Source organism: Kamptonema formosum PCC 10802 (assembly GCF_000332335.1).
Classification (GTDB): Bacteria; Cyanobacteriota; Cyanobacteriia; order Cyanobacteriales; family Oscillatoriaceae; genus Oscillatoria.
In genome coordinates, this window is record NZ_KB235949.1 from 511,328 (window position 1) to 532,310 (window position 20,983).

Here is a 20,983-nt window from a genome sequence, read left to right on the forward strand (position 1 = left end):
ACAATCCTATATGAATTTTGAACCTCAACCTAAGTCCGAGGCCACTCCAGAACGCCTTGAATTTGCCTTCCCACCGGCTCGCGAATCTTTGGATCTGCTGCAGGATGCGGATCGGGCGCTCTCCGGGCTCGATGTCACCAGCGCTCCAGCCGTTTCGGGCGCGGACTTTGGCGCAGGGGAGACACCGGCGCTGGAGGAGTGCATCGCAGCCGAGACGCCGGCACTGCGAGAGCGGGTGCTGGCTTTTCTCTCGGAACTGGCCAAAATTGACCGGGGGGCAATCGGGGATGAGGAGCTACAGCCGGCTCGCATTCAAGTCGGCCTGACTTTTATCGGTTTCGGGGGGCTGGCGATGGTGCTGCTCCTAGTATATATCGGCAGCCTGCACCCAGAACTGAGCTGGATGGAGCGGGTGAGGGAATATTGGTATCAGTATATTTGGTTTGTCTGCTTGGGGGTTGCCGGCATGATGATGGTGGGGCGAGAGTCAATTCGCCCGCCGGTGCGCCGGCGTGACGAACAGGTTTAGGGGTTAGGGATTAGGGGTTAGGTTTTAGGTTTTAGGAGAAAAGTTGATAAACTGTTACGCTTTTAATATGCTTATTGTGGGAAGGAGGCAGAGCCGACCGAGGGGCGTTCCCAGGCGGTAGGGGCGGGTATCCGTGCCATTGGTGTCAACTTAAGCTACTGCCGGATCTTGAGGTTGGATCTCACGCGCCCTGTCAAAAGCGGCCAAAGCGTCTTCCCAGCGCCCCATCCCGATGAGCGCCATCCCTTTCCCATTCCAGGCAGCGGCATTACGGGGTTCGCTTTTAATCGCCTGTTCGTGAGCCTCCAGCGCCTCTTCCGAGCGACCGAGCTGATACAAAACTTTGCCTTTGTTAATTAAGGTCTTTGGGTCATTTGGCTGTAATTGCAGTGCTTTATCATAGGGTGCTAGCGCCCCCTCATAGCGCTCCAGCAGGAACAGGGCATTGCCATTTTTGTCACAGCTTTTTTCACAGCTGCAAGCCAGCTGTCTCTTGGTAAAAGAGCCGGCAATTGCCGGCACCATCTGGTTGATTTCTCTACCAGATTTGGTGTCTCCTGTCAATAAAAATCTTACTGGGCATGGGGAATTGGGCATCATTGTCTGGGAACGAGAAAGTAGGGGGAGGCGGAGCCTCTGAATCCTCGTTCCCAGGCGGAGCCTGGGAACGAGAAAATCCAAACTTACCGGCAGCCCGCCGGCTTGGGCTGGGAGCGCTGTGGGAGGGAGCAGGTGGAGTCGTAAGCGGTGAGAATTACCTCGCCTTTGCTGTTGAATGCCCATCCGCGAGCCGGCACAATGGGATTGGGAAATTGGGTGTGGGAAATTGGGGGGCGATCTGCTGCTTGAGAGCCGGTGCTCTGGAAGGGAGCAGGCTCGACTAAACCGGCGCGAACGGCGTCACTGCTGAGGGCGTCGTTGGGGCTGGGGGGCAAGCCGCCGGAGCCGGTGATGGTAAATTCGCTCCCCTCACCTCGCGTGCAGGGGTTTTGGGCAATCTGCTCTGCTGGATCGACGACTTCCACTTGGGGAACATCAGGACTGGAGAATTGAATATTGCCTTGAATTCTGAGTTGCCCACTGGCGTTTATTATACTGTCTGGAGACTGAAATAAGACTAAATTTTTTCCGGGTGGGGCGCGATTAAGATATTGCTCCCACCCTGAGGATCTTGGGTGTCAGTCAGGACTCCGATCTGCCGCAAAAGGACGATTGTTTCTGTGGCAATATTGATATTGCCTTTTGCCGCTCCAAAGATAGCCGTTGCGGATATAACTCCATCCCGCAACTGTATGTCTCTCGTTTGCAGTGTGATATCGCCGGGCATTCCTTGCTGTCCTCTGGAGGCTACGGAAACTCGCGCCCCATCTCCTACGCTTAACCGGCGGGCGTTTATCTGCAAATTGCCCCCATTGCCGGTGGCTGTTTCTTCGACTCGCGCCAGCAAGCCGCTGGGCTGAGTGCTGTCAGCAGAGCGCCCAATTAATTCGACTTCATCTGCGTTAACAGTTAGCTCTCCCGCACTGCCGGCTCCAAAGGTCGAATTGACGACTTGCCCCCCATCGCGAGCAGTCAGCCGCGCTGTTTGAATGCTGACATTAGATGGGTTCCCCCCCGTGACGCGCGTTAGAATATTCTCAATACCGCTGGGATTTGTGAAATAGACTCCTCGCCCTTCCCCGATGTTGAATTCCCGAAAGCTGTGAAAAAGGTTCGCCCCTCTTGTCGCGCCGGCATCTATCCGGTGACTGGGAATGCCATTAATATTGATGTTGGGGGTGACGGCGGAATTTTATGCTCCGAGGGTGCTGTCGGGAACGAGCTGCGCTCTTGCCGGTGGCATCCCGAACGCACAGCACAAACTCCCCAGGGCGAGACTTCTCGCTCCCAGAACCCGCCTGGAAGCCAGGATCAATAGCCCGCGCAGGCGGGCTTTGTTTGTGCAGCCGCGATTTCCAATCGCCGGGAAACCACAGGGAACGCACCCTGCTAAAATGGATTGGAATTGATGGAAAAATAGAAACCCTTTTCTTGCTATGTCCTGTCTCTCGACTCACTATCAATCAGAGGAATGCTATAATCAAGACGCGCCGTAAAATTCTCCCCCATTTGCCACTGCAACCCAACGCCCACACCCAGGAGAGTGTTGGGGTCTGGATCGGGGGTGGCTCCCAGGTTCGTGCCGCAGCCAAAATCAACAAACGGAACGGCGTGCAAAACACCTTTAACCTCTGGCGATCGCCAAACCGGCAGCTGCACTTCTGCCGAAACAAAAGCGCCCAAATCCGTTAGGAGATCGTCTTGCCGGTATCCCCGCACGCTGCGCAAACCGCCTAAGCCAAATTGCTCTAAAGGCACCAGGGTTTCGGTTGCCAGCTGCACGTCGGAACGGAGCAGCAGCAACGTGTCAGGAGCGAGAAGGCGCACATACTGCGCTTGTCCCCGCCACGAGAAAAACCGGCTGTCGGGGTAGCTATTATTAATAGTAGCATCAAAAGCGCCAATTCCCACACTAACTTGCGAGCGAAGGGCAAAAACTTGCTGCCGGCTGCGCTGCGTGTAGTCCTGAAAAAACCGCAGGGCTGAGATGCGAGTGCGCCCATCTCTGTCCGCACCGGCAGACAGGGGAAATCCCTCCCCCAGCAGTTCCGTCTCACTTTCCTGGCGAGAAGCGGTTAAACCCAGGGCTAGCTCTCTTGTGGGAGTTTGAATTACCGTTTTGGGTGGCGACTTCCAGCCGGCTGCGCACATAATTGGGGTTGAGCCGCCTGGTTCCTGTTACTGAGCTGTCTATTGCTAGATTAACCGCCAAGACGCCATAGACGCGCGGCACCCTACGGGAATGCCTTGCGCTAAGAGCGCACGGCGCAAAGCGCCTACGGCATACGGCTTCCCGCAGGGTAGAGCGCCAAGGAAAGAAAAGAGAGAGGATTTATCCAATAATTTAGACCTGCTATATACCTCTAAGAGGTAAAACTTAAAACCTAAGACCTAAGGTTAGGAGGTAGGGCTTAGGTTTTAGGAGAGAAGTAGATAATTAACCCAATGCCCAATGCTCAATGCCCCATGCCCCATGCCCCATCCAAAATAGAAAATCTGGGCATGGAAAATTGGTATTACTTTGCCCGCACAGTGATCTGGCGTGCCGGCGCTGCAGGCGCTTTTGCCTGTTCAGCCTGCTGGAATTGCTCGCCGACATAAGAGAGGGAGTCCGCCAGGTGCCGGTGCCAGTAATTCCATCCTGAGTCAGAGCCCACTAAGCCGTGACCGCCGGCAAACTCATTAAAAACATGGCTGACGTTCAAATCTTCTAGAACTTGGTTAAACTGCCGGCTTTCCTGGAGAAACCGCTCTTCTTCCTTACCGGCATCCAGGTAGATGCGCAGCCGGTTTAGGGTCTGTTCGGGAAGTTTGGAAATATAGACGGCGGGACTGTTATGCGCCCCGCTGGTATCGTTAAAATAGCCGCTGTGACTGAAGAGAACCGAGAAATTATTGGGGTGGTGCAATCCAATATTCACCGCACCCCAGCCGCCAGAAGACAGTCCGCCAATTGCCCAGAAATCCGGTGCCGGCAGGGTGCGATACCGGCTCCGCACCACTTTCACCAGTTCCTCCCCAATTGCAGTCGCCACTTTGCCATTTGGCCCATCAATATACTGCGGGTCAAAAAAGGGACTGGAGCCGCGCCGGTCATTGCCATCCGGAGTAATAATGATGCTGGGCGGTAATTTGCCGGCGGCGTAAAGTTGCTGGATTGTCGAGAGCGCGGCTGCTTTTTTAAACCAGTCTGTCGGGTAGCCGTGTCCGCCGTGGAGCAGAAAAATTACGGGGTAGTGCTGGTCGGGGTGTGCGGCGTAACCGGGAGGTAAGGAAACGCCATAGGTGCGGACGCCACCCATTGCTTGGCTGCTGTAACTAGCCATCTGGTAGCTCAAGGTGGTGTTTCCCTCAGCTTGCGGACCATCCAGCTGGGGCGCACCGGCAATAGCCACATACCAGTAACCCGAACCCGCTAGCAGCAGGCTAAAAGCCGCCCCTATCACCCACAGTCGTTTGGATTTCATCGTTCAACCTTTAACCTTCAATCTTCAACCTACAACCTTTTAGACTTTCAAAAAATCGGTTGGTTCAGCGCCCACCAAATCAAGCCGCCGAGACTCTGGCGCAGCAATGCTTGCAAGATAGCATCCAGTTCGCGAACTCCCAAATGCCGGTAAGCCAAATATTTCGACTCCCAAAAGTGTGGCTGAAATTTGCGCTTGAAGTCGTGCAGGTGTTTGAAGTGGTAAACCGAGTCGCCGCGCACGGAAAACTCGTGCAAGAGCCAAGCCAGCTTTTCTGACTGATCCACCTCCGACTCCTTAACATTAGAGAGCGGCGACATTCCCATCGTAGCCAGTTTGACGCCCGATGACTTCAGCAGCAAGAAAGACTCGCTCAGCAGCAAATCCATCGTGCCGGTGGGCGCACTGTCTGACCGGCGCATCAAGTCCAAATATACCCCCTGGCGGGCGCACACCGGCGTGTAAGTTACGAAGGCAACAACTCGGCTATTCTGTTCCGCTATAAAATAGCGCCGGTTCCCCGGTCTGTCTAGCGACAGGGTTCCGAGAGTGAAAGACAGTTCGCCGATCCCTCGCGTCTGCAACCACTCCTGCGAAATCGCCTCCAACTGCGGATTAATTAGCCCCGCATCCGCGCCGCCGGGGTGATATTCCCGTACCGTTACGCCCCGGTTGCGTGCCGTATTTCCCGACGAGCGGACGTTAGCCATTTTGTTGCCCTTGAGCGTGAACCGGTCTAGCTCAAAAAAAGGTTCTTCTCCCAACTTGAGAAACCGAAATCCCCGCGACTGCAATACCGGCACCACCGGCTCTGTGACTTCAAAAAATATCGGCTGAAGATCGTGCCGGTTGCTAAATGCCATAAATTCATCAATAGCCGCTGCCAGTTCGTTTCGCGGGCAGATCGGCTCGCCGGCAGCAATCACCACTTTATTAAATTCGGCACAGGCGGTCACGCCCGCCACTGCACTGTGAAAAAAGTGTTTCTTATCAGATTCCAGCGCCAAATAGCTCGTCGAGTTATAGCCATAGCTGCTCACAATTCTCTGAATGTACTGAAAAGAGTGTGAGTCGGGCTTCGGCGCTGGGGCGAGTTCAACGGCCCAATTGGCCGGTGCGGTTTCACTAAAGCGACTTTTCCAACGAATCAAAGAGCGGCTGCGGCGAGTTATCGTGCCGGAAATGGCGGTCATAAAAGCCTCCTCGGAGGTTTACTGCTGAACCAAGGCTCAATTCCGGGTTCGGCTTAGCCTTGTGATTGATAGCTTAGGAAACTCGTGTGTCAGCCATTCGTCAAAGAGATGGATATGTTGTGACAGAAAAATGGGCATGGGACATGGGGCATGGGACATGAGGCATGGGGCATGGGACATGGGACATGGGGCACAACAATCAATCCAAAATCCATGCCTCGAAAATGCCCCATCGCCCAATGCCCTATGCCCAATGCCCTATGCCCTCTCCCAGTGATGGGACGCCAGGGGGCGCAAACCGTTTAAGCCCGCAGCAATCGCCGAGCCATTGTGCACCGCTGTCGCCACCAGGGGGTGCAGCCCCACTGTGGAAGCCAGCCCCAAACCGGCCAAATTGGGAGCCACTGCCAGAACCGTATTCTGCTGAACCACACGCACGGTTTGCTTGGCAATGGCAATCGCTTGCAGCAAACCGCTCAAATCATTATTCATCAGCACCACATCCGCCGTCTCTCGGGCCACCTCGGAACCGCTGCCAAAAGAGATGGAAACATCCGCATACGCCAGCGCTACGGAATCATTCAATCCGTCGCCGGTGAATGCCACTTTTTTGCCGGCATCATGCAACTTCCGCACAATCTCTGCCTTTTTTTCGGGAAACGCTTCGGCGCAAACTGCTTTCAAGGGAACCCCAAGATCGTTGGCTACAGCGAAAGCTTTTTTCTGGCAGTCTCCAGTCAGCAGGTGAATTTCCATGCCGAACTCGGCTAGCAGTTTTTCGATAACCGACCGGCTTTCTTTTCGCAGGGGATCTGTGTGCTGCAGCACGCCTTGGAATTCGCCGTTGCAGGCGACAAAAATCAGCGAAGAGCTGGCCGAAATCGGACAGTTTGGGTGTGAGAATAGAAGCTGCTCTCGCTGGGCTGCCGGTAGCCGCCCAAACGCCCCCCGACAGCAGCAAAGCCGGCACAATCGCTTTATCTGCTATTTTTGCGGCGTAGTTTTCCATGCGCGTGTCGTAGACGGGAGCCTCCTCTACGAGTTTAATGCTCGCACCGGCACGGGTGTCGGCTCCCACTCGCTGCGCTTTGATATAAATTTCTCCTTCGCGCACGAGCGTGGAAGCGAAAACAGTTTGTCCCGCCTCTCGCACCACCGGCACTGACTCGCCGGTGAGTTTCTGCTGATCTATCAGCGCTTTCCCCCGCAGCACTTCGCCATCAACAGGAATTTGTTCCCCCGGATAAACAATAACGATATCCCCAACTTTCACCTCCCCCACCGGCACTTGCTGTTTTTGCCCGTCGCGCTCCACCGAGGCGAAGTGCGCCAGAGCGTCGAGCAAATCTAGCGCTTGCAGGCGAGACGATCTCGCTGTGCGCTCGCGAATTATATCCCCAATTTCGTGCAAAGTCATCACCAGTGCCGGTGTCAGAAAATTCCCCTGAACAGAAGTCACGTTAACAGCGCGGCACCGTTTTTTTCGCCTTCAGGCGTTTGCATTTTTCCCAATAAACTTACCCTGATTCTTCCCCTGATTGTTTCCAGGATGAACCTTGCCCTCCCTGCGGGTTAGTCTGTGAGATACGAACTTCAGAGGACTAACGCCAGGACAATAAGAGAGTTCCACCGGCTCCCTGACCCACAGAACTCTCTTTTCTTAGTTTACCTTGGCGATCTTGGCGTCTACCCTACGGGAAGCCGCTGGCGCGTCTATGGCGGTTTATTTCATCTTCACATAAATGCTCTGCGCGATTTCCCGGTCAATAGCAGCCCGGGTTCGGCCCACTTTGATGATGTAAGAAGGGAACTGCTGTTCTAAGGTAATGGGAATTCCCGGTATTACACCCATCGCCATCAATTTCCGGATGATGGCTTCATCTTTTGTCCGCAAGTCAGCGACTGTGCCGCTCTCTCCAGTTTTCACCGCACTTAGGGCAATCATTTAGAAACTCACTCCCGAAACTGTCAAAAGAACATTCATCACGTATCCCATCAAGAAAGCGAAAGGAAATATAAAGGCAATCATGGCCCAGCTGATTTTAGGGCCCCGCTCTTTGAGCATCATTTGGAATTGGGCGATGCAGGGAAGGAACAGGGTGAGGACGACTGCGGCAACGACCAGTTGGTTGCCGGTAAACAGCCCTTGCTGCTGCATGTCGAACAGTCCAGCTGCGCCGTAGTCCCGTCTGAAGAAACCGTACAAGAATATGGGCGCTGCTTCTTTGGGCAGTCCCAGAGCCAAGGCTACCGGTTCGAGGGCTCTGATGATTATATCAAACAAGCCGGTCAGCCGCCCGATCCAGATAAAAACCGACGCCCAGATGAACAGGGGCAGGATTTCGATGAAATACCACTTCATCCTCACCCAGGTTTTAATGAAAATATTTTTCAGCTTGGGAAACCGCAAGGGCGGGATTTCCATGTAGAAGCCGGCTTGTTTTCCGGGAAGCAGCTGCGCGGTTAAATAGCCAACGGTCAGGAAAATCGCGGTAATAAAGCCGCCCCAAATCAGGAGTGCGGCGGGCTTTTGGGCCAGAAGTCCCAGGATAACGCCCCACTGGGCGGCGCAGGGCACGGCGAGGGACAGGAGAAAGGTGGCGATAATCCGCTCTCGTTTGGTTTCCAGGGTGCGGGTGACCATTGTGGCCATTGTGTCGCAGCCGAGTCCCAGCACCATTGGGATGACGGCGCGCCCGGAAAGACCGATGGATTTGAACAGCCGGTCGAGCATCAGGGACAGTCTGGGCAGGTAGCCGCTATCTTCTAACAAGGAGAACATCAAAAAGAAGGTGGCGACCACCGGCAGCACGATGGCAGTGGCGTAGCGAATCCCCAGGGTGATGATGCCGTACTCGTTAGCAATTAAGTCCTGAACCGGCTCCCAGGGGAAAATTTGGGCGGTCAGGGTGTTGACAGCTGGGTTGATGTTTTCTTCAAAGAAGGTTTCAATGAAATCCACCACCGTGCCGGCACCGAACTCGCCGACAAATTTATAGACTCCGTAATAGAGAATCAGGACTAGGATGGGGAAGCCTGTTACCGGATTGACCGTGAGCTGGTGCAGCTTTTCGGCGAAGGGCTTTTTCTCTTCAGCCGGCTCGCTGAGGGCGCTTTTCTCGACAGTCCAGGCGAGTTGCTGGCGGGCGCTGGCGATGGCAGCGCTCAGGGGTTCCTCCAGTTGGTTTTGAGCGCCGGCAATCGCGGCTTCAATTTCCTTGAATTGGGGTTCGTGCTGCTGCGCTTCTGACCAGAAAGCCGGGTCTTTTTGCAGCAGCAGCAAGGCAACGCTGCGCTTGGACAGGGGATAATTTTTCGAGAGGGACAATTCGTAATCCCCCGACAGCACCGCCTCTATTTTGGCGAGCGCTTCCTCAATGGGAGCTGGATAAGCAATCAGATTTGACATACTCACATATCCTTTCTTTTAATTCCTTAACGCCCCAATTCAGCGCCGCTGCTAGTGTCACCACCGGCACCCCCAGTTCTTTTTCCAGGTGATCCCGGTGAATCTGGATGCCCAGCTTTTCAGCTTCGTCGATCATGTTGACGGCGAGAAGCACCGGCAAACCCGCTTCAATCAACTGAAATGTCAGGGGCAGCATCCGCCCCAGATTTTTGGCATCCAGGACGTGAATCACCAAATCCACGGGTTCAGCCAGCAGCAAGTCTCTGGCCACTTTTTCTTCTTCGGTAATGGGTAGCAAGGAATACATTCCTGGCGTGTCCACTACCGCAAAAAGGCGGTCGCCGATCCGCGCCTGTCCCCGCGAGACTTCCACCGTGGTGCCCGGATAGTTGGAAACCGTCACATAGGTGCCGGTCAGGGCATTAAATAGCACGCTTTTTCCCACGTTGGGCGTCCCGACTAAAGCAATCTGGGGAATTTTTGCCGGTTTTGTCCCCGGCGCTTCTTCCGCTTTCCTAAACCATTTCAACAAGCCGCCCTGTTTTGTGCCGGTGCGGCTGTGGCAGGTGGCGGCGCATTTGTGACATTCCATACCATTTCTCCGGTATTGAGTGGAAGCCGGTGATTAAAACAAGATTTTGGTTGTTCAACCCTCTTTCATCTAAACGGCTTTTTTTAAAATTACCATGCGGGTGCTTATTGAGAAGTATTTTTAACAATCTTTAAATTTTCGCTGGCTGGCCCAAGACTTGGGGAATGGGGGGCGCTTACAAGTGTAGGTTTTTCACACACGCTGGGCATTCTAGCAGCAGTCATATTGCTTAAGATATCAGGGGCCTGGGATAAAAGGCGTAGGAGAGGCGTTCCCTCCGATCTTACTGTCTTAACCTAAGTGAAAAATTTTATAAATGCTTAAAGAATATGGGTTTGTTGGCGAATTAATAGGGGGTTATAGCCAAAGAGTGCCGGTGGGGCAGCACTGGGAAAGTGGCCATCAGCGGGCCGGCCACACCTTTGAGGCGTTCCCCAGACAAATTTGTGCCGGTGGCATCAGAACCGCCCCGGAAGCTGGAAAACAGGCTGTCCTGTGTCACCCCCTCAACAGTAAGCATCCGGAGGATCGCAATACACACAGGACTGCCGTCAGTCGGGTAATGACTCTATATGTAGGCTTTTTGAGTGAACTGCCTTACTCTCTGTAGAGGCCTCAGTCCTGATACATGGAGTGGCTGGCTCTGGCTGCGAGCTGCTGTGGCCTTGTGTGCCGCCACCGAATTCTATCCCTCTTTTGTCACTCTAGGCAGAGGAAAAGTAATATTGCCACTGCTGGCCGTTTACGGAAATGGCCAGTGGAAAGAAATTCATTAGAGAAATTAAGCGAGTCAAGCCTAAAGTTAACTGAGGGATAGGGAAAACCTTTAACCAAGGCTTGATAAGATTAAAACAGACTAGAGGGAGAAGAATTAAGCGCAGATTGTTCAAAAGATATTTCCAGCCTTCTTTTTCGTCCCATTGCTGATGTTGAGGAAATCTTTGGTGAACAGGACTTTGGGTATTCAGGCAAAACCTCGACCCTTTTTGACTAGAGGCAGCATAAAGACTGACCATTAAATAGGCGCTCTCTTTTCCACCATTTTTCAATGCCCTCATGTGAGGCAAAAATCCGCCCAGCCCAGTTCATTTTTGCTTTCTTTGAACCCATAGTCTATCCAAGTACGGCTCCCATAAAAATTGCCAACCTCACGGTAAGTGAGGCCAGGAATTCTCGTCATCACATACCAAGTAGAATTTGACGGAAGCGTTTTTTTATCCGTAGTTATCTCCCAGTAACGCCGCTCTCTTCTTTGGCCAAATCTCCATTCTCTAATGAATCTAATTTCTTGACGGCCATCGGCAAAAACTCGCTTAAATTTTTTCCACTGAGACGCTGTAACGCTTTGCTCGGGAGGGAGCCAGACTCCGTGATTACTTCTAATTGCCACAAGGAAGATTCATCTCTTCTAAGGCGGCGATAAATCTGCTGTTGCTTTCTCCATACAAGCTGTCAGCTAGCACTCTCTCTATTTCAAATCCCATCTCTCTTAACTGATGGAGCAATTCAACAGTTATTTCTGGCTGGCTTTTGTAGACATCTCCTGGTTGGAGGCGCTTTCTCGGCTTGTACACTTCAAAAATTAGGGGGAAAGTTATGCCGTCGATTAATCCATAAGCCAGCCACTAGACCGTTTTCAACTTTCCCTAATTGGCCAATGTACTGCCGGCTTACATAATCCGTCTTAGTTCCTTTTTTGGGGCTGCCGGTTTCGTCAATGATTCAAATAATTTTTCGCCCCCGAAGCGCCTTTAATATTAATTCAATTCTTCGGGCTTTTAGCTGGGTAATTCTCCAAGGTGATTGAGTCAAAAATGCAAAGATTGTTCGTTCTCAAGGCCAGAGATTTTGGCTATAGCTGGTAAAGTTTTGCGTTTCATGTCTGAAATCATTCCGAGGTGAAGTAGCTTAAAAGCTTCAAAGCTTCTAACTTCTGGAAAGATATCTCTGTAGGGGGCGCAATACTCATCGATAAAATTGACGGTCGGTCGGGCAGCTCGGGGCTTAACCATATGCAGCACAAGGGTTTGAACGCTCTTCTCTTATTATACTCTTTCCAAAGTGACAAAAGAGGGATAAACAATTACAAACAAGAGTAAAGAAATAGAGTTTTCTCCGCCGGCTCGCCGGAGAGCGCTCCAGCCGGCCTTGGCCAGAAGTGTTGGGCTAGCAGGGGGGCGCTACAGCTGGGACTCCCGGGTTGTGGCCCAACCCGCCGCGCGGGCCAGCCGGTCATCACCGAGCAGCGCCGTCCGCAAACCTCTGATACGATTGGGATGGAACGCGCAACGGCCTTCTACTCCCTGTCATGTAAAAAAAATTATGGATTTGTCAGCCAATGCAATATTTGTTTACCTGCTGGTCGCAATTTTCAGCCTGATGCTGGTGATGATTGCCCTGCACTTTCTCATTAAGATTATAGAATATTTAGTGCGTGAAGCCATTGAGGCTTACCTTCATTTAGCTTCTACAAATCGGGAAGATAGAGCGGAAAATTTAGAAACTTATTGGCCAGAAAATAAAAGCGGCGAATCCGAAACTGCACTGAGAAGCGACTCTCAACGAGGGAGGCGGTGGAAAAACCTAGAGCTCGCCGTCCTTATATGTCTTTTTCTGGCCACGATGTCTTTACCCATCTCATTCAAGTTCTTCTCTCAGCAACCCTCTCCCGTCCCACCAGCCGGAAGCCAGGCCGGTATGGCAAAGCCTTCTCCCGCCACTCCCGCACCTGCCGGTTTAGAGTATAGCACATTGCAAGACTATTTAACCGTAAGAAATTGGAAACCAGCTGACGGAGAAACCTATGAATTGCTCTTGAAACTGGCAGGAGATAAGTCCCATCAGAGGGGGTATATTGACTACAAAGAGCTGGAAAACTTTCCTTGCGACGAACTCAAAAAAATTGACAGTCTTTGGCGAGAAGCGAGTGACGGTAAGTTGGGCTTCAGCGCCCAGCAAATCATCTACAGGGAGCAGGGGCAAAGCTGGCAAAAGCTGTATGACAAAATTGAATGGGGACGCCTGCAAGGTGACAGTTTTACCCTGCTTGTGGACAGAGAGCTGAACTGGCAAACTAGGAGACTGGAATACAAATCTGGAATGGCACCCAACTTTGAAAACCCTCCCGCCGGCCATTTGCCTGTTACAATAGGTCTTGTCCGGGGCAAAGAATTCCCCCAGTTTGCCGAGTTATGCGAATTTTAAACCGGTCTTAACCGAATCTTAACCTGACGGCCCGGGCAGCAGTTGCCAGAAACCCAAGAAACCTGCGCACCAGAAACCCGGTTTCTTTCAAAAACCGGGTTTCTCACCACCGTTGCTTGATGTTCCGTTTATTTCGTTCCAGCATCCTGAGAGCCAAAAGCTTCACGCACGCAGCACCCCAGGGCAAGCCGCACCGGCAAAACCGGCATCTTTCAAGATGATGTGGCGCTTGGAGTCAATAGCAATCAGCCCTTGCTGCTTTAACTGTCCGAAGAGTCGCGTCACAGTAACCCGGCTGGTGCTGATGGCGCTGGCAAGATCCTGGTGCGTCAGCCGAACGTTCAGGCGAGTTCCTCCCGCCACCGGCTGGCCAATTTCCTGTTTTAGGAGCACCAGCAGCTGGTGCAAGCGATCCTCCACCCGTCGCAGTCCTGAAATCGCAAGCAGCGCTTCCATTTGCCGCAGCCGGCGGTTCAGTTGCGGCAGAAGCTGGTGAGACAGTTCGGGGGAAGCTTCTATCTCGCCCACAGAAAACCACATCAAATACACATCTGACAGTGCCCTAGCCTGGTAAATGTGCAAGAACGTTAGCCACGGGCCAAAGCACATCGAAGGCCCAACCCAACCCAGCAACCTCTCTTCACCACTCGGATAGAGAGTGCTCAGCTGCACCAGACCTTTACAAACCTGCCAGACGCCTTGGGACTTCGTGGGAATCGGTTCCCCCTTGGAATAGTAGTGCAAGCTGCGCTCAACGCTAGCGTCCTGCGCCTCTGTTTCTAGAATCGCTCTGGAAGTGGGGACCATGCCTGTAAATCCCAGCCAGGAAACACTGGTTTGAAAACCTCGCCCCCAATTTAAACAGCCCAGGTAAAATCCAGGTAATCCTTTGATTAGCGGCACACTAAATTTTCCAGACAGCCTTGAACCGTGACCGCCGGCTTGCCTGCCAGAAAGCCTCCAGAACACCGGCACGGACCGGCGCACCGGCAATCTCTCGCTCGCCACACCGGCGATTTATAGCGGTTTTCAGTGGGATGGAGTACACCCCAGAAACCCGGTTTCTTAAAGAAACCGGGTTTCTCAGTAACTCACTATAGCAGCAGTCATATTAGTTAGGGCAGGCGAGACGCCTGCCCTACGTCGGAATTTGGTAGGATAGGCGATCATTCCGACGAGCGTGTCTGAACCTAAATGAATATTGCTATAATATGAAAAACGGTATATAAACCGCAGCCACTAAAAAATTGCCCAGCCGGCACAAAACAAGGAACGAAAAATTCCCTTTAAAAATTTTTAATTTTCCATCTTTAATTCATTGCCCCATCTGCAGGCTCAGCCACTGCCGGCACTTGACCGTTGGCCGACACCTCCAGCGGCAGGAGTAATTCACAGCGCAAAGCCCGCCGCGTTTCCCGACTCAGATAGCGCTGCTGCAGGGGCTGCCACTTTTGCCACGCCTCGCAGCGGGTTTGGGCCAGCTTTTGGGCCAGAGCCGGCAGGGCGGTGTCAATTTCCTCACCCAGCACATCCCCCAGCACCTCTGCCAAAACCAGACTGTCTTGAATTTCCCCCAAGACTTCTTGGATCTCCTTCATCTCTTCCACCCAAGCCGCATAGCTAGGGCCATAGAGCCGGTTAAACAGGCTCATTTGGTAGCGCACGCGCTTCACTTGCTTGCGCAGGCTGTGCGCGAGCGGTCCCCTTGAGGCTAAAATTTCCTCAACAGCTTTCAGCTTCAACTCCTCAGACAGGGGAATTTCGGCCTCAAATACTCTCACCCCCACCAGCCAGCCCGGCTCCAGAAACAGCCGGCTCACTTGTGGGAGCAGTAGGTCCGGCAGCGCATCCTGAATCGGCAGCTGAGCGATTTCCTGATATACTGGCTTTTTCAGCCACTCTTTCAAAGCCTGCTTCAGCTTCTTATACGGTTGGGCGTGCAGGGTTTCTCGCACGTGTGAGAAAGCCTCGCGCCGCTGTTTGGCCAGCCGCTCTAGCGCCGTGTCCAGCTCTTCGTGCTCTTCCGGGGGCAAACTGGGTCTGTACCGGCGCTCCAGAGCTTCCAGCATCACGTCCAAATCTCGCAGCGCCCCCAGCCGGCGGGCGATTTTCGCAATTTTGCTCTCACCGGCGGCTTTTGGCAACTCCAGTGCCGGTGCGAAACCCGTCACCGCCGAGCGCAGCCGGCGCATCCCCACGCGCATTTGGTGCAGCGCTTCCGGATCTCGGTCTTTGAGGACATCGGCTTCGTGCTTGAGAGTTTTCTCAAAATGTTTCTCAATTGCCAGATAAGCCCACTCTCCTAAGCTCTCGGCTTTGGGGACTTCAGATTCTTTCATAACCGCTGCTATCTCCAAACGTTAGCTCTAGCGCAATCGAGGGCGTTGCAGATTTGAAAGATGATTTCACCAAATTACCTTCATCAAAACCTCCACCTCTTTCTCCCCCTCCCCGCACGCGGGGAGGGGGTTGGGGGGTGGGGTTCATCCCCCAAATAGGCAACGCTCAACCCTTGAGCTTGCCTTCCGGCCTGTGCGAGACACCTTATTATAGCATAACTTTCTATTTTCAGCTTTGAGGGCGGCACCGCTGATTTTCCAGGGACACCGCTCTTGGCCTGAATCGGGAGCGGGCGGGATACCTAAGTTGCCGGCAAAGCGCCTGACGCGCCAGGATCTCAATAGAGCCATTACAATTCTCTGACTGAGATCCTGACTCTCCCCCAAGACTCACCGAGCCCACTCACCCACCATGAGACGCAAACCTAGCGATTCCGGTTTTAATTACACATCCCTGGCACTGTTTGGCGGCACCTTTGTGTTGGGCGTTGGCATTGGCATTGCCTTTAGCTCCACAGCCAACCTCAGCCCCGAAAACGTCGCCTCCCGCGAAGTCATTGACCGCAGCGCCCCAAATCCTGAACTGTGCATCCAGTATGGAGCCAGCGCCGTCGTTATGGACGCCCGCATCTTTATGACCCTCAATCCGTTTAATGTCTATGTCGCTCAGCCCAGCATGCGACCGGGCTGCGTGCTGCGCACGAATAACTGGGCCATTCTCGAGCAAAGAGGGCTGATCAAATCCGACGAAGTGCGCGACTGTAAAAATCGCATGAATACCTTTGGCTTCACCGGCACTCTGGAGGGATCGCCCCAAATCAGCTGCATTTACCAGAATGAAGCCGCCAAAAACTTCTTCCTCAACCAGCCCGGTGCTGCAGCGCCCGCACCAGAAACCGACAAATTCTAAGGGGCGGGCATGGCGCATGGCGCATGGCGCATGGCGCATGGCGCACACTCTCGTTCCCAGGCGGAGCCTGGGAACGCCTGAAAGTCGGCTCTGCCGGCTGTCAGCCGGCGCTCATCAAATGCGGCATAGGTTCAGACGTAGGACAGGCGTCTCGCCTGTCCCTATCCCCACTACTAAGTGAGATGCCTTGTCCATGACTGAGCTGTCTATTGCTATAGACGCGCTAGAGAACACAAGTCACCGTAAATTATACTATTTTCCCGCCAGAAACAGAGAGAATCTGGGACTGTTTCAACCATCCTCCCTCAAAAGACCCCAAGTGAGTGGTGGTGATCAGGGTTTGAAACCGCTCCTGAATCGCGTCCAGCAACTGGTGCTGCCGGTGGGGGTCCAGCTCAGCCAAAACATCATCGAGCAGCAGCAGGGGGGGTTCCCCCACCACTTCTTCGATCAGCTTTAACTCAGCCAGCTTGAGCGCCAGAACCAGAGTCCGCTGCTGTCCCTGAGAGCCATACGCCCTTGCCGGCGTGCCGTTAATCGTCAGCTCAATTTCGTCTCGGTGTGGCCCGACCAAGCTGGTGCCCTGGTGCAGTTCCGCAATCGCTTTTTGCCGGATTTGCTCCAGAAAAGCGTGCCGCACCTTTTCCGGACTGTCGCGCACCGGCAGCTCACAAACCGCTCCGATATGGGGCGCGTACCTAATTTCCAGTCTCTCTGTCCGACCGCTGATCAGCAGGTGCCAGACACTCGCCAGGGGGGCCAGCCGCTCGATGGCCCGCGACCGCCGCCGCGTCACCCGGGAGCCGGCGACTGCCAGCTGGGCGTCCCAGAGAGCCAATTCCGCACTCTCACGGGAGGCTTCTGACTTCTGGATTCTTTTTAACAGCGCGTTGCGCTGGCGCAAAACTTGCTGGTATTGATGCAAATAGTGAGCGTAGACCGGCTCGAGCTGCACCACCAGAGCGTCCAGCCAGTTGCGCCGGGTTTCGGGCCCGCCGCGCACCAGATCCAAGTCCAGACTGGAGAACTGCACCGCATTCAAGATGCCCAAAAAGTCCAGCTGGCGGCGCACGCACGAGCCATTGACAGCGCAGGTGCGGCGGGAGTTGCTGCGCAGGGTTATGGCCAGCTCCACCGGCCCTGTCTCTCGGGCCAGGGTGGCGGCGAGGCTGCCGGCTGCTTCTCCCTCCCGGATCAGGTCGCGATCGCGTGCCGTGCGGTGGCTTTTCAGCGTCGCCAACAGCGCCACCGCTTCCAGCAGATTCGATTTCCCCTGTGCGTTGTCGCCCACCAAAATCGTTTTGCTCGCTAAAAACTCAACCTGCTGTTCTCGGTAGTTGCGAAACTGTCGCAGATGCAGTGTTTTGAGATACATGGGTTAGGGCATGGGGCATGGGGCATGGGGCATGGCGGCGGGAGTGGGGCATGGGGCATTGGGCACCCAGCTGTCCGGGCTATTCTGCCGCCCAGGGCGACATTTATTCTTTCCGGAAGAAAGCATTTTATAAAACCTGTCTTCAAGGCGGAACTTGTAATAACTATTTTATCGGATTTTATTAAATGAGATCGAGTGGCGTTCGCAGTGAGCGTGCGCTTTCCTGCTGGAACAGGGGTTAGGGGTTAGGGGTTAGGTTTTAGGGGTTAGGGCTTAGGGGTTAGAGCTTAGGGGTTAGGGCTTAGGGGTTAGGGGAAGAAGTTTTAGGTTTCCAGTCTAGCACCCAATGCCTAACATCTAACACCTAACACCTACCACCTAACACCTAACACCTACCACCTATCCTTTTTTGGTGGATTTATACCAGCGAATAAACAGCTTTTCCAGCTCAATCCAAACAAACATCAAAGCGCTGAAGCCCAGGCAGATAGCGAGTTCCTCGGGATCCAGCCAGTGAGTTCCAAAGAAAGCTCGCAGGGGCGGAACATAAACCAGCATCAGCTGCAAAATAGTGGTGACAATCACGGCTCCCCAAACAAATACATTAGTGAAGGGATTCATTTCTATCGTCAGCTGAGTGTTGGAGCGAATCGCCAGCGCGTGACCCATCTGCGCCAGACAGAGGGTTGTGAACACCATCGTCTTCCACCGGTCTGCATAATCGGGATTTGGCGTGACCACAGCGTGAGCGTGGGTGTAAGCCCATTCCATGAGGACAATGGTCAGAAAGGCAAAAATAACGCCAATCCGAATCATGTAGGAGCCTAGCCCCCGGGCGAAAATGCTCTCTTTTGGATCGTGGGGCGGACGCCGCATCACATTGGGTTCCGCCGGCTCGACAGCCAGAGCCAGAGCCGGCACGCCATCGGTTACCAAGTTCATCCAGAGAATTTGCAAGGGGCTGAGGGGGACACCTCCGAGCCCGAGAATCGGGGCGGCGGCAATGGTGATCACCTCACCAATGTTACTGCCGAGAATGTATTTAATAAACCGGCGAATATTGGTGTATACTGTCCGCCCTTCCTCGGTGGCGGCGACAATGGTGGCGAAGTTGTCATCGAGCAGCACCATGTCGCTGGCTTCTTTGCTGACGTCGGTGCCGGTGATGCCCATTGCAATCCCGATGTCGGCCTGCTTGAGGGCGGGGGCGTCGTTGACGCCATCGCCGGTCATGGCGACAAATTGACCCTTGGTCTGCAGGGCTTGCACAATCCGCAGTTTGTGCTCTGGGGCGACGCGGGCGTAGACGCTGACTTGTCCGACTTCTCTCTCCAAGTCTTCCTGGCGGAGCTTTTCGAGTTGTTGGCCGGTCAGGACGCGATCGCCCGCTTGGGCGATGCCCAGATCCTGAGCGATGGCGCTAGCGGTCAGCTGGTGGTCGCCGGTAATCATAATGGGGCGAATGCCGGCCAGCCGGCACTTGGCCACGGCGTCGCGCACTTCCGGACGGGGCGCGTCCAGCATCCCCACCAGTCCCAGCCACACCAAGTCGCGCTCGCTGGTTTCCTCGGAGCCTTCTGGGGGCAAACTGTCCCAAGACTTGCAGGCAAAGCCGAGCACTCGCAGCCCCCGACCGGCCATTTGGTTATTTTGCTCCAGGATGCGATCTCTTTGCTCGCCGGTCAGCGGCTCTGCCCGACCGGCCACCTGAATGTGTGTGCAGCGCTCCAGGGTTAATTCTGGGGAGCCTTTGGTGAACATCACATAAGGCGCACCGGCACTATCTCCGGCTGATTCCTCGCTACTGCCAGCGCTGGGGGACAGCCCCTGAAACATTCCCGAATTCTCACAGATGGCGCTCATGCGCTTGCGTTCTGAGGAAAAGGGGAATTCCGCCACGCGGGGCATTTTGCCGGCCCACTCTTCTCTGTAGATGCCTGCTTTGCCGGCAAGGGAGAGGAGCGCCCCTTCCGTTGGGTCGCCCAGAATGATCCACTGGCTGTTTTCCGAGCGCAAAATTGCGTCATTGCAGAGGACGCAAGCACCCAGCAGGGCTTGCAGTTCGGGATCTCCCTCGGCGCTCAACTGCCGGTCTTCAGTTTTGAATTCGCCAATCGGGGCGTAACCTTCCCCTGTGACTGTCAAGCTGTGGCTGGCTGTTTCAGCCTTTTGCACCACCATTTTGTTTTGGGTGAGGGTGCCGGTTTTGTCGGAGCAGATCGTGGTGACGGAACCGAGGGTTTCCACTGCCGGCAGTTTGCGGATCAGGGCGTTGCGCTTCACCATCCGCTGGGTGCCCAGGGCTAGGGTCACGGTGATCACTGCCGGCAAGCCTTCTGGCACAACCGCCACCGCCATACTCAGAGAGACTTCCACCAGGTCTTGCAAGACATTTAAATTCCCCTTGCTCTGGATTAGTCCTGCGATTACCACCACAGCGACTAGCACCAAAGAGCCGGTGACGAGAACGTTGCCCAGCTGGCCCATCCGCTGTTGCAGCGGGGTTGGCTCGTTTTCCACGCCCTGCAGCATCTCGGCGATCCGCCCCAGTTCGGTTTGCATGCCGGTGTTGGTGACGAGGACTTTGCCCCGCCCCTGAACCACTTCGGTGCCTTGAAACACGAGGTTGACGCGATCTCCCAAGGCGGTGTCTTCCGATAGCTGCGCGTTGGGCTGCTTGTTAACGGCCTGGGCTTCGCCGGTGAGGGCGGCTTCGCGGATTTGCAAGTTAGACGCTTCTATGAGGCGACCGTCCGCTGCTACCTGCACGCCTGCTTCCAGCAGCACCACGTCTCCGGGGACTAGCTCTTTGGCGGTGACTTCCAGGGTTTTGCCGTCGCGGATCGCCCGCACTATCGGTGAGGCGAGGCTTTTCAGGGCGGCGAGGGCTTTTTCGGCGCGGCTTTCTTGGAGAAACCCGAGAACGCCATTGAGAATGACGATGATCAGGATGGCGATTGTATCTTTAAAGGGGATTTCACCGGGTTTCAATTTGCCGGCTTGCATGTCGATTACATCTAAAATCCCCGATACGATTGCCACGCCAATCAGCATCAGCAGCATGATGTTCGTGAACTGATCGAGCAGGATTTGCCACGCACTGCGACCGGCAGTTTCTTTCAATTCATTGGGCCCGTAGCGCTGCAACCGCTCTGCCACCTCGCCTGCGCTCAAGCCAGAGGTGCTGTCGCTCTGCAGCTGCTCCACAGCTCTGTCAATTTCTAGGGTGTGCCAAGCTAATTTTGAATCGGGCAAAGAATTTGATGACATGAGTGGGGTTAGGGAAAATGGGTTAGAAGCAGCGCCGGAACAATTTTACGTTCAGGCAGACTGGGAACGCACATTCCAGGCGCTTTTCGCCTGAA

19 protein-coding genes and 3 pseudogenes are annotated in these 20,983 nt (G+C 54.2%); 3 read left to right on the top strand and 19 right to left on the bottom strand.

Annotated features, from left to right (window positions below; all coding sequences use genetic code 11):
* Window positions 1-10: 10 nt before the first annotated feature.
* Entirely contained in the window at window positions 11-529 is a 519-nt protein-coding gene (locus OSC10802_RS0132705) for a hypothetical protein (protein ID WP_017720983.1), read from the top strand.
* A gap of 150 nt (window positions 530-679) precedes the next feature.
* Here OSC10802_RS0132705 and OSC10802_RS48200 read toward each other — a convergent pair whose 3' ends face one another.
* The 14 genes and pseudogenes from OSC10802_RS48200 to OSC10802_RS48215 all read right to left on the bottom strand — a co-directional run bounded on the left by OSC10802_RS48200 (window position 680) and on the right by OSC10802_RS48215 (window position 11,802).
* Complete coding sequence (locus tag OSC10802_RS48200; RefSeq protein ID WP_198525338.1) at window positions 680-1,093, bottom strand: tetratricopeptide repeat protein; 414 nt, start codon at window positions 1,091-1,093, stop codon at window positions 680-682.
* Between the two features lie 119 nt (window positions 1,094-1,212).
* Window positions 1,213-1,554, bottom strand: a complete 342-nt coding sequence (locus tag OSC10802_RS51830; RefSeq protein ID WP_017720985.1) for an S-layer family protein — start codon at window positions 1,552-1,554, stop codon at window positions 1,213-1,215.
* A gap of 92 nt (window positions 1,555-1,646) precedes the next feature.
* Complete coding sequence (locus OSC10802_RS55125; RefSeq protein WP_017720986.1) at window positions 1,647-1,976, bottom strand: hypothetical protein; 330 nt, start codon at window positions 1,974-1,976, stop codon at window positions 1,647-1,649.
* A gap of 147 nt (window positions 1,977-2,123) precedes the next feature.
* Window positions 2,124-2,372: pseudogene (locus OSC10802_RS56860) on the bottom strand (two-partner secretion domain-containing protein); the annotation flags it as partial.
* 191 nt (window positions 2,373-2,563) lie between these two features.
* A complete protein-coding gene (locus tag OSC10802_RS42955) occupies window positions 2,564-3,280 on the bottom strand; it encodes a ShlB/FhaC/HecB family hemolysin secretion/activation protein (protein WP_017720987.1) in 717 nt (238 codons plus the stop codon).
* Window positions 3,281-3,645: 365 nt separating this feature from the next.
* On the bottom strand, window positions 3,646-4,596 hold the full coding sequence (locus tag OSC10802_RS0132730; protein WP_017720988.1) for an alpha/beta hydrolase: 951 nt from the start codon (window positions 4,594-4,596) through the stop codon (window positions 3,646-3,648).
* Window positions 4,597-4,643: 47 nt separating this feature from the next.
* On the bottom strand, window positions 4,644-5,789 hold the full coding sequence (locus OSC10802_RS0132735) for an MprF family protein (RefSeq protein WP_017720989.1): 1,146 nt from the start codon (window positions 5,787-5,789) through the stop codon (window positions 4,644-4,646).
* 258 nt (window positions 5,790-6,047) lie between these two features.
* Window positions 6,048-6,617, bottom strand: a complete 570-nt coding sequence (locus tag OSC10802_RS55140; protein WP_232731867.1) for an HAD-IC family P-type ATPase — start codon at window positions 6,615-6,617, stop codon at window positions 6,048-6,050.
* A gap of 265 nt (window positions 6,618-6,882) precedes the next feature.
* A pseudogene (locus tag OSC10802_RS55145) lies at window positions 6,883-7,206 on the bottom strand (P-type ATPase actuator domain-containing protein); the annotation flags it as partial.
* A gap of 306 nt (window positions 7,207-7,512) precedes the next feature.
* Window positions 7,513-7,734, bottom strand: a complete 222-nt coding sequence (locus OSC10802_RS0132750; RefSeq protein ID WP_017720990.1) for a FeoA family protein — start codon at window positions 7,732-7,734, stop codon at window positions 7,513-7,515.
* Entirely contained in the window at window positions 7,735-9,198 is a 1,464-nt protein-coding gene (locus tag OSC10802_RS0132755; RefSeq protein WP_017720991.1) for a nucleoside recognition domain-containing protein, read from the bottom strand. It abuts the gene before it with no gap.
* Entirely contained in the window at window positions 9,164-9,790 is a 627-nt protein-coding gene (locus OSC10802_RS0132760; RefSeq protein WP_017720992.1) for a FeoB small GTPase domain-containing protein, read from the bottom strand. The genes OSC10802_RS0132755 and OSC10802_RS0132760 overlap by 35 nt, the downstream gene beginning before the upstream one ends.
* 346 nt (window positions 9,791-10,136) lie before the next feature.
* On the bottom strand, window positions 10,137-10,310 hold the full coding sequence (locus tag OSC10802_RS51840; protein WP_017720993.1) for a hypothetical protein: 174 nt from the start codon (window positions 10,308-10,310) through the stop codon (window positions 10,137-10,139).
* A 184-nt stretch (window positions 10,311-10,494) separates the two neighbouring features.
* Window positions 10,495-11,802: pseudogene (locus OSC10802_RS48215) on the bottom strand (IS701 family transposase).
* Window positions 11,803-12,112: 310 nt separating this feature from the next.
* Here OSC10802_RS48215 and OSC10802_RS0132795 point away from each other — a divergent pair.
* The gene (locus OSC10802_RS0132795) at window positions 12,113-12,994 is read left to right on the top strand and encodes a GUN4 domain-containing protein (RefSeq protein WP_017720998.1); all 882 of its coding nucleotides are present in this window, start codon (window positions 12,113-12,115) and stop codon (window positions 12,992-12,994) included.
* A gap of 162 nt (window positions 12,995-13,156) precedes the next feature.
* On the opposite strand, the gene OSC10802_RS0132800 is transcribed toward OSC10802_RS0132795, so the two are convergent.
* From OSC10802_RS0132800 to OSC10802_RS0132805, 3 genes are all read right to left on the bottom strand, one after another.
* Window positions 13,157-13,801, bottom strand: coding sequence for a Crp/Fnr family transcriptional regulator (locus OSC10802_RS0132800; RefSeq protein ID WP_026099021.1), 645 nt, complete (start codon window positions 13,799-13,801; stop codon window positions 13,157-13,159).
* A gap of 97 nt (window positions 13,802-13,898) precedes the next feature.
* Window positions 13,899-14,042: a hypothetical protein gene (locus OSC10802_RS53585; RefSeq protein ID WP_198525339.1), complete on the bottom strand. Its 144-nt coding sequence runs from the start codon at window positions 14,040-14,042 to the stop codon at window positions 13,899-13,901.
* A 262-nt stretch (window positions 14,043-14,304) separates the two neighbouring features.
* Window positions 14,305-15,333 carry a CHAD domain-containing protein gene (locus tag OSC10802_RS0132805; RefSeq protein WP_017721000.1) on the bottom strand — a complete coding sequence of 343 codons (1,029 nt, stop codon included), beginning with the start codon at window positions 15,331-15,333 and terminating at the stop codon, window positions 14,305-14,307.
* Between the two features lie 412 nt (window positions 15,334-15,745).
* On the opposite strand from OSC10802_RS0132805, the gene OSC10802_RS0132810 reads away from it, so the two are divergent.
* Window positions 15,746-16,243 carry a DUF3172 domain-containing protein gene (locus tag OSC10802_RS0132810; protein WP_017721001.1) on the top strand — a complete coding sequence of 166 codons (498 nt, stop codon included), beginning with the start codon at window positions 15,746-15,748 and terminating at the stop codon, window positions 16,241-16,243.
* A 247-nt stretch (window positions 16,244-16,490) separates the two neighbouring features.
* Here OSC10802_RS0132810 and recF read toward each other — a convergent pair whose 3' ends face one another.
* Both recF and OSC10802_RS0132820 read right to left on the bottom strand, forming a co-directional pair.
* Window positions 16,491-17,618 carry a DNA replication/repair protein RecF gene (recF, locus tag OSC10802_RS0132815; protein WP_017721002.1) on the bottom strand — a complete coding sequence of 376 codons (1,128 nt, stop codon included), beginning with the start codon at window positions 17,616-17,618 and terminating at the stop codon, window positions 16,491-16,493.
* Window positions 17,619-18,017: 399 nt separating this feature from the next.
* On the bottom strand, window positions 18,018-20,888 hold the full coding sequence (locus OSC10802_RS0132820) for a cation-translocating P-type ATPase (RefSeq protein ID WP_026099022.1): 2,871 nt from the start codon (window positions 20,886-20,888) through the stop codon (window positions 18,018-18,020).
* Between the last annotated feature and the right edge of the window lie 95 nt (window positions 20,889-20,983).

Coding starts and splice junctions, on each gene's coding strand:
- OSC10802_RS51840 (WP_017720993.1), bottom strand. CDS start 10,310: ATGCTTACTGTTGAGGGGGTGACACAGGACAGCCTGTTTTCCAGCTTC.
- OSC10802_RS0132735 (WP_017720989.1), bottom strand. CDS start 5,789: ATGACCGCCATTTCCGGCACGATAACTCGCCGCAGCCGCTCTTTGATT.
- OSC10802_RS0132755 (WP_017720991.1), bottom strand. CDS start 9,198: ATGTCAAATCTGATTGCTTATCCAGCTCCCATTGAGGAAGCGCTCGCC.
- OSC10802_RS0132795 (WP_017720998.1), top strand. CDS start 12,113: ATGGATTTGTCAGCCAATGCAATATTTGTTTACCTGCTGGTCGCAATT.
- OSC10802_RS0132810 (WP_017721001.1), top strand. CDS start 15,746: ATGAGACGCAAACCTAGCGATTCCGGTTTTAATTACACATCCCTGGCA.
- OSC10802_RS0132730 (WP_017720988.1), bottom strand. CDS start 4,596: ATGAAATCCAAACGACTGTGGGTGATAGGGGCGGCTTTTAGCCTGCTG.
- OSC10802_RS0132805 (WP_017721000.1), bottom strand. CDS start 15,333: ATGAAAGAATCTGAAGTCCCCAAAGCCGAGAGCTTAGGAGAGTGGGCT.
- recF (WP_017721002.1), bottom strand. CDS start 17,618: ATGTATCTCAAAACACTGCATCTGCGACAGTTTCGCAACTACCGAGAA.
- OSC10802_RS0132760 (WP_017720992.1), bottom strand. CDS start 9,790: ATGGAATGTCACAAATGCGCCGCCACCTGCCACAGCCGCACCGGCACA.
- OSC10802_RS42955 (WP_017720987.1), bottom strand. CDS start 3,280: ATGTGCGCAGCCGGCTGGAAGTCGCCACCCAAAACGGTAATTCAAACT.
- OSC10802_RS0132800 (WP_026099021.1), bottom strand. CDS start 13,801: ATGGTCCCCACTTCCAGAGCGATTCTAGAAACAGAGGCGCAGGACGCT.
- OSC10802_RS0132750 (WP_017720990.1), bottom strand. CDS start 7,734: ATGATTGCCCTAAGTGCGGTGAAAACTGGAGAGAGCGGCACAGTCGCT.
- OSC10802_RS0132705 (WP_017720983.1), top strand. CDS start 11: ATGAATTTTGAACCTCAACCTAAGTCCGAGGCCACTCCAGAACGCCTT.
- OSC10802_RS0132820 (WP_026099022.1), bottom strand. CDS start 20,888: ATGTCATCAAATTCTTTGCCCGATTCAAAATTAGCTTGGCACACCCTA.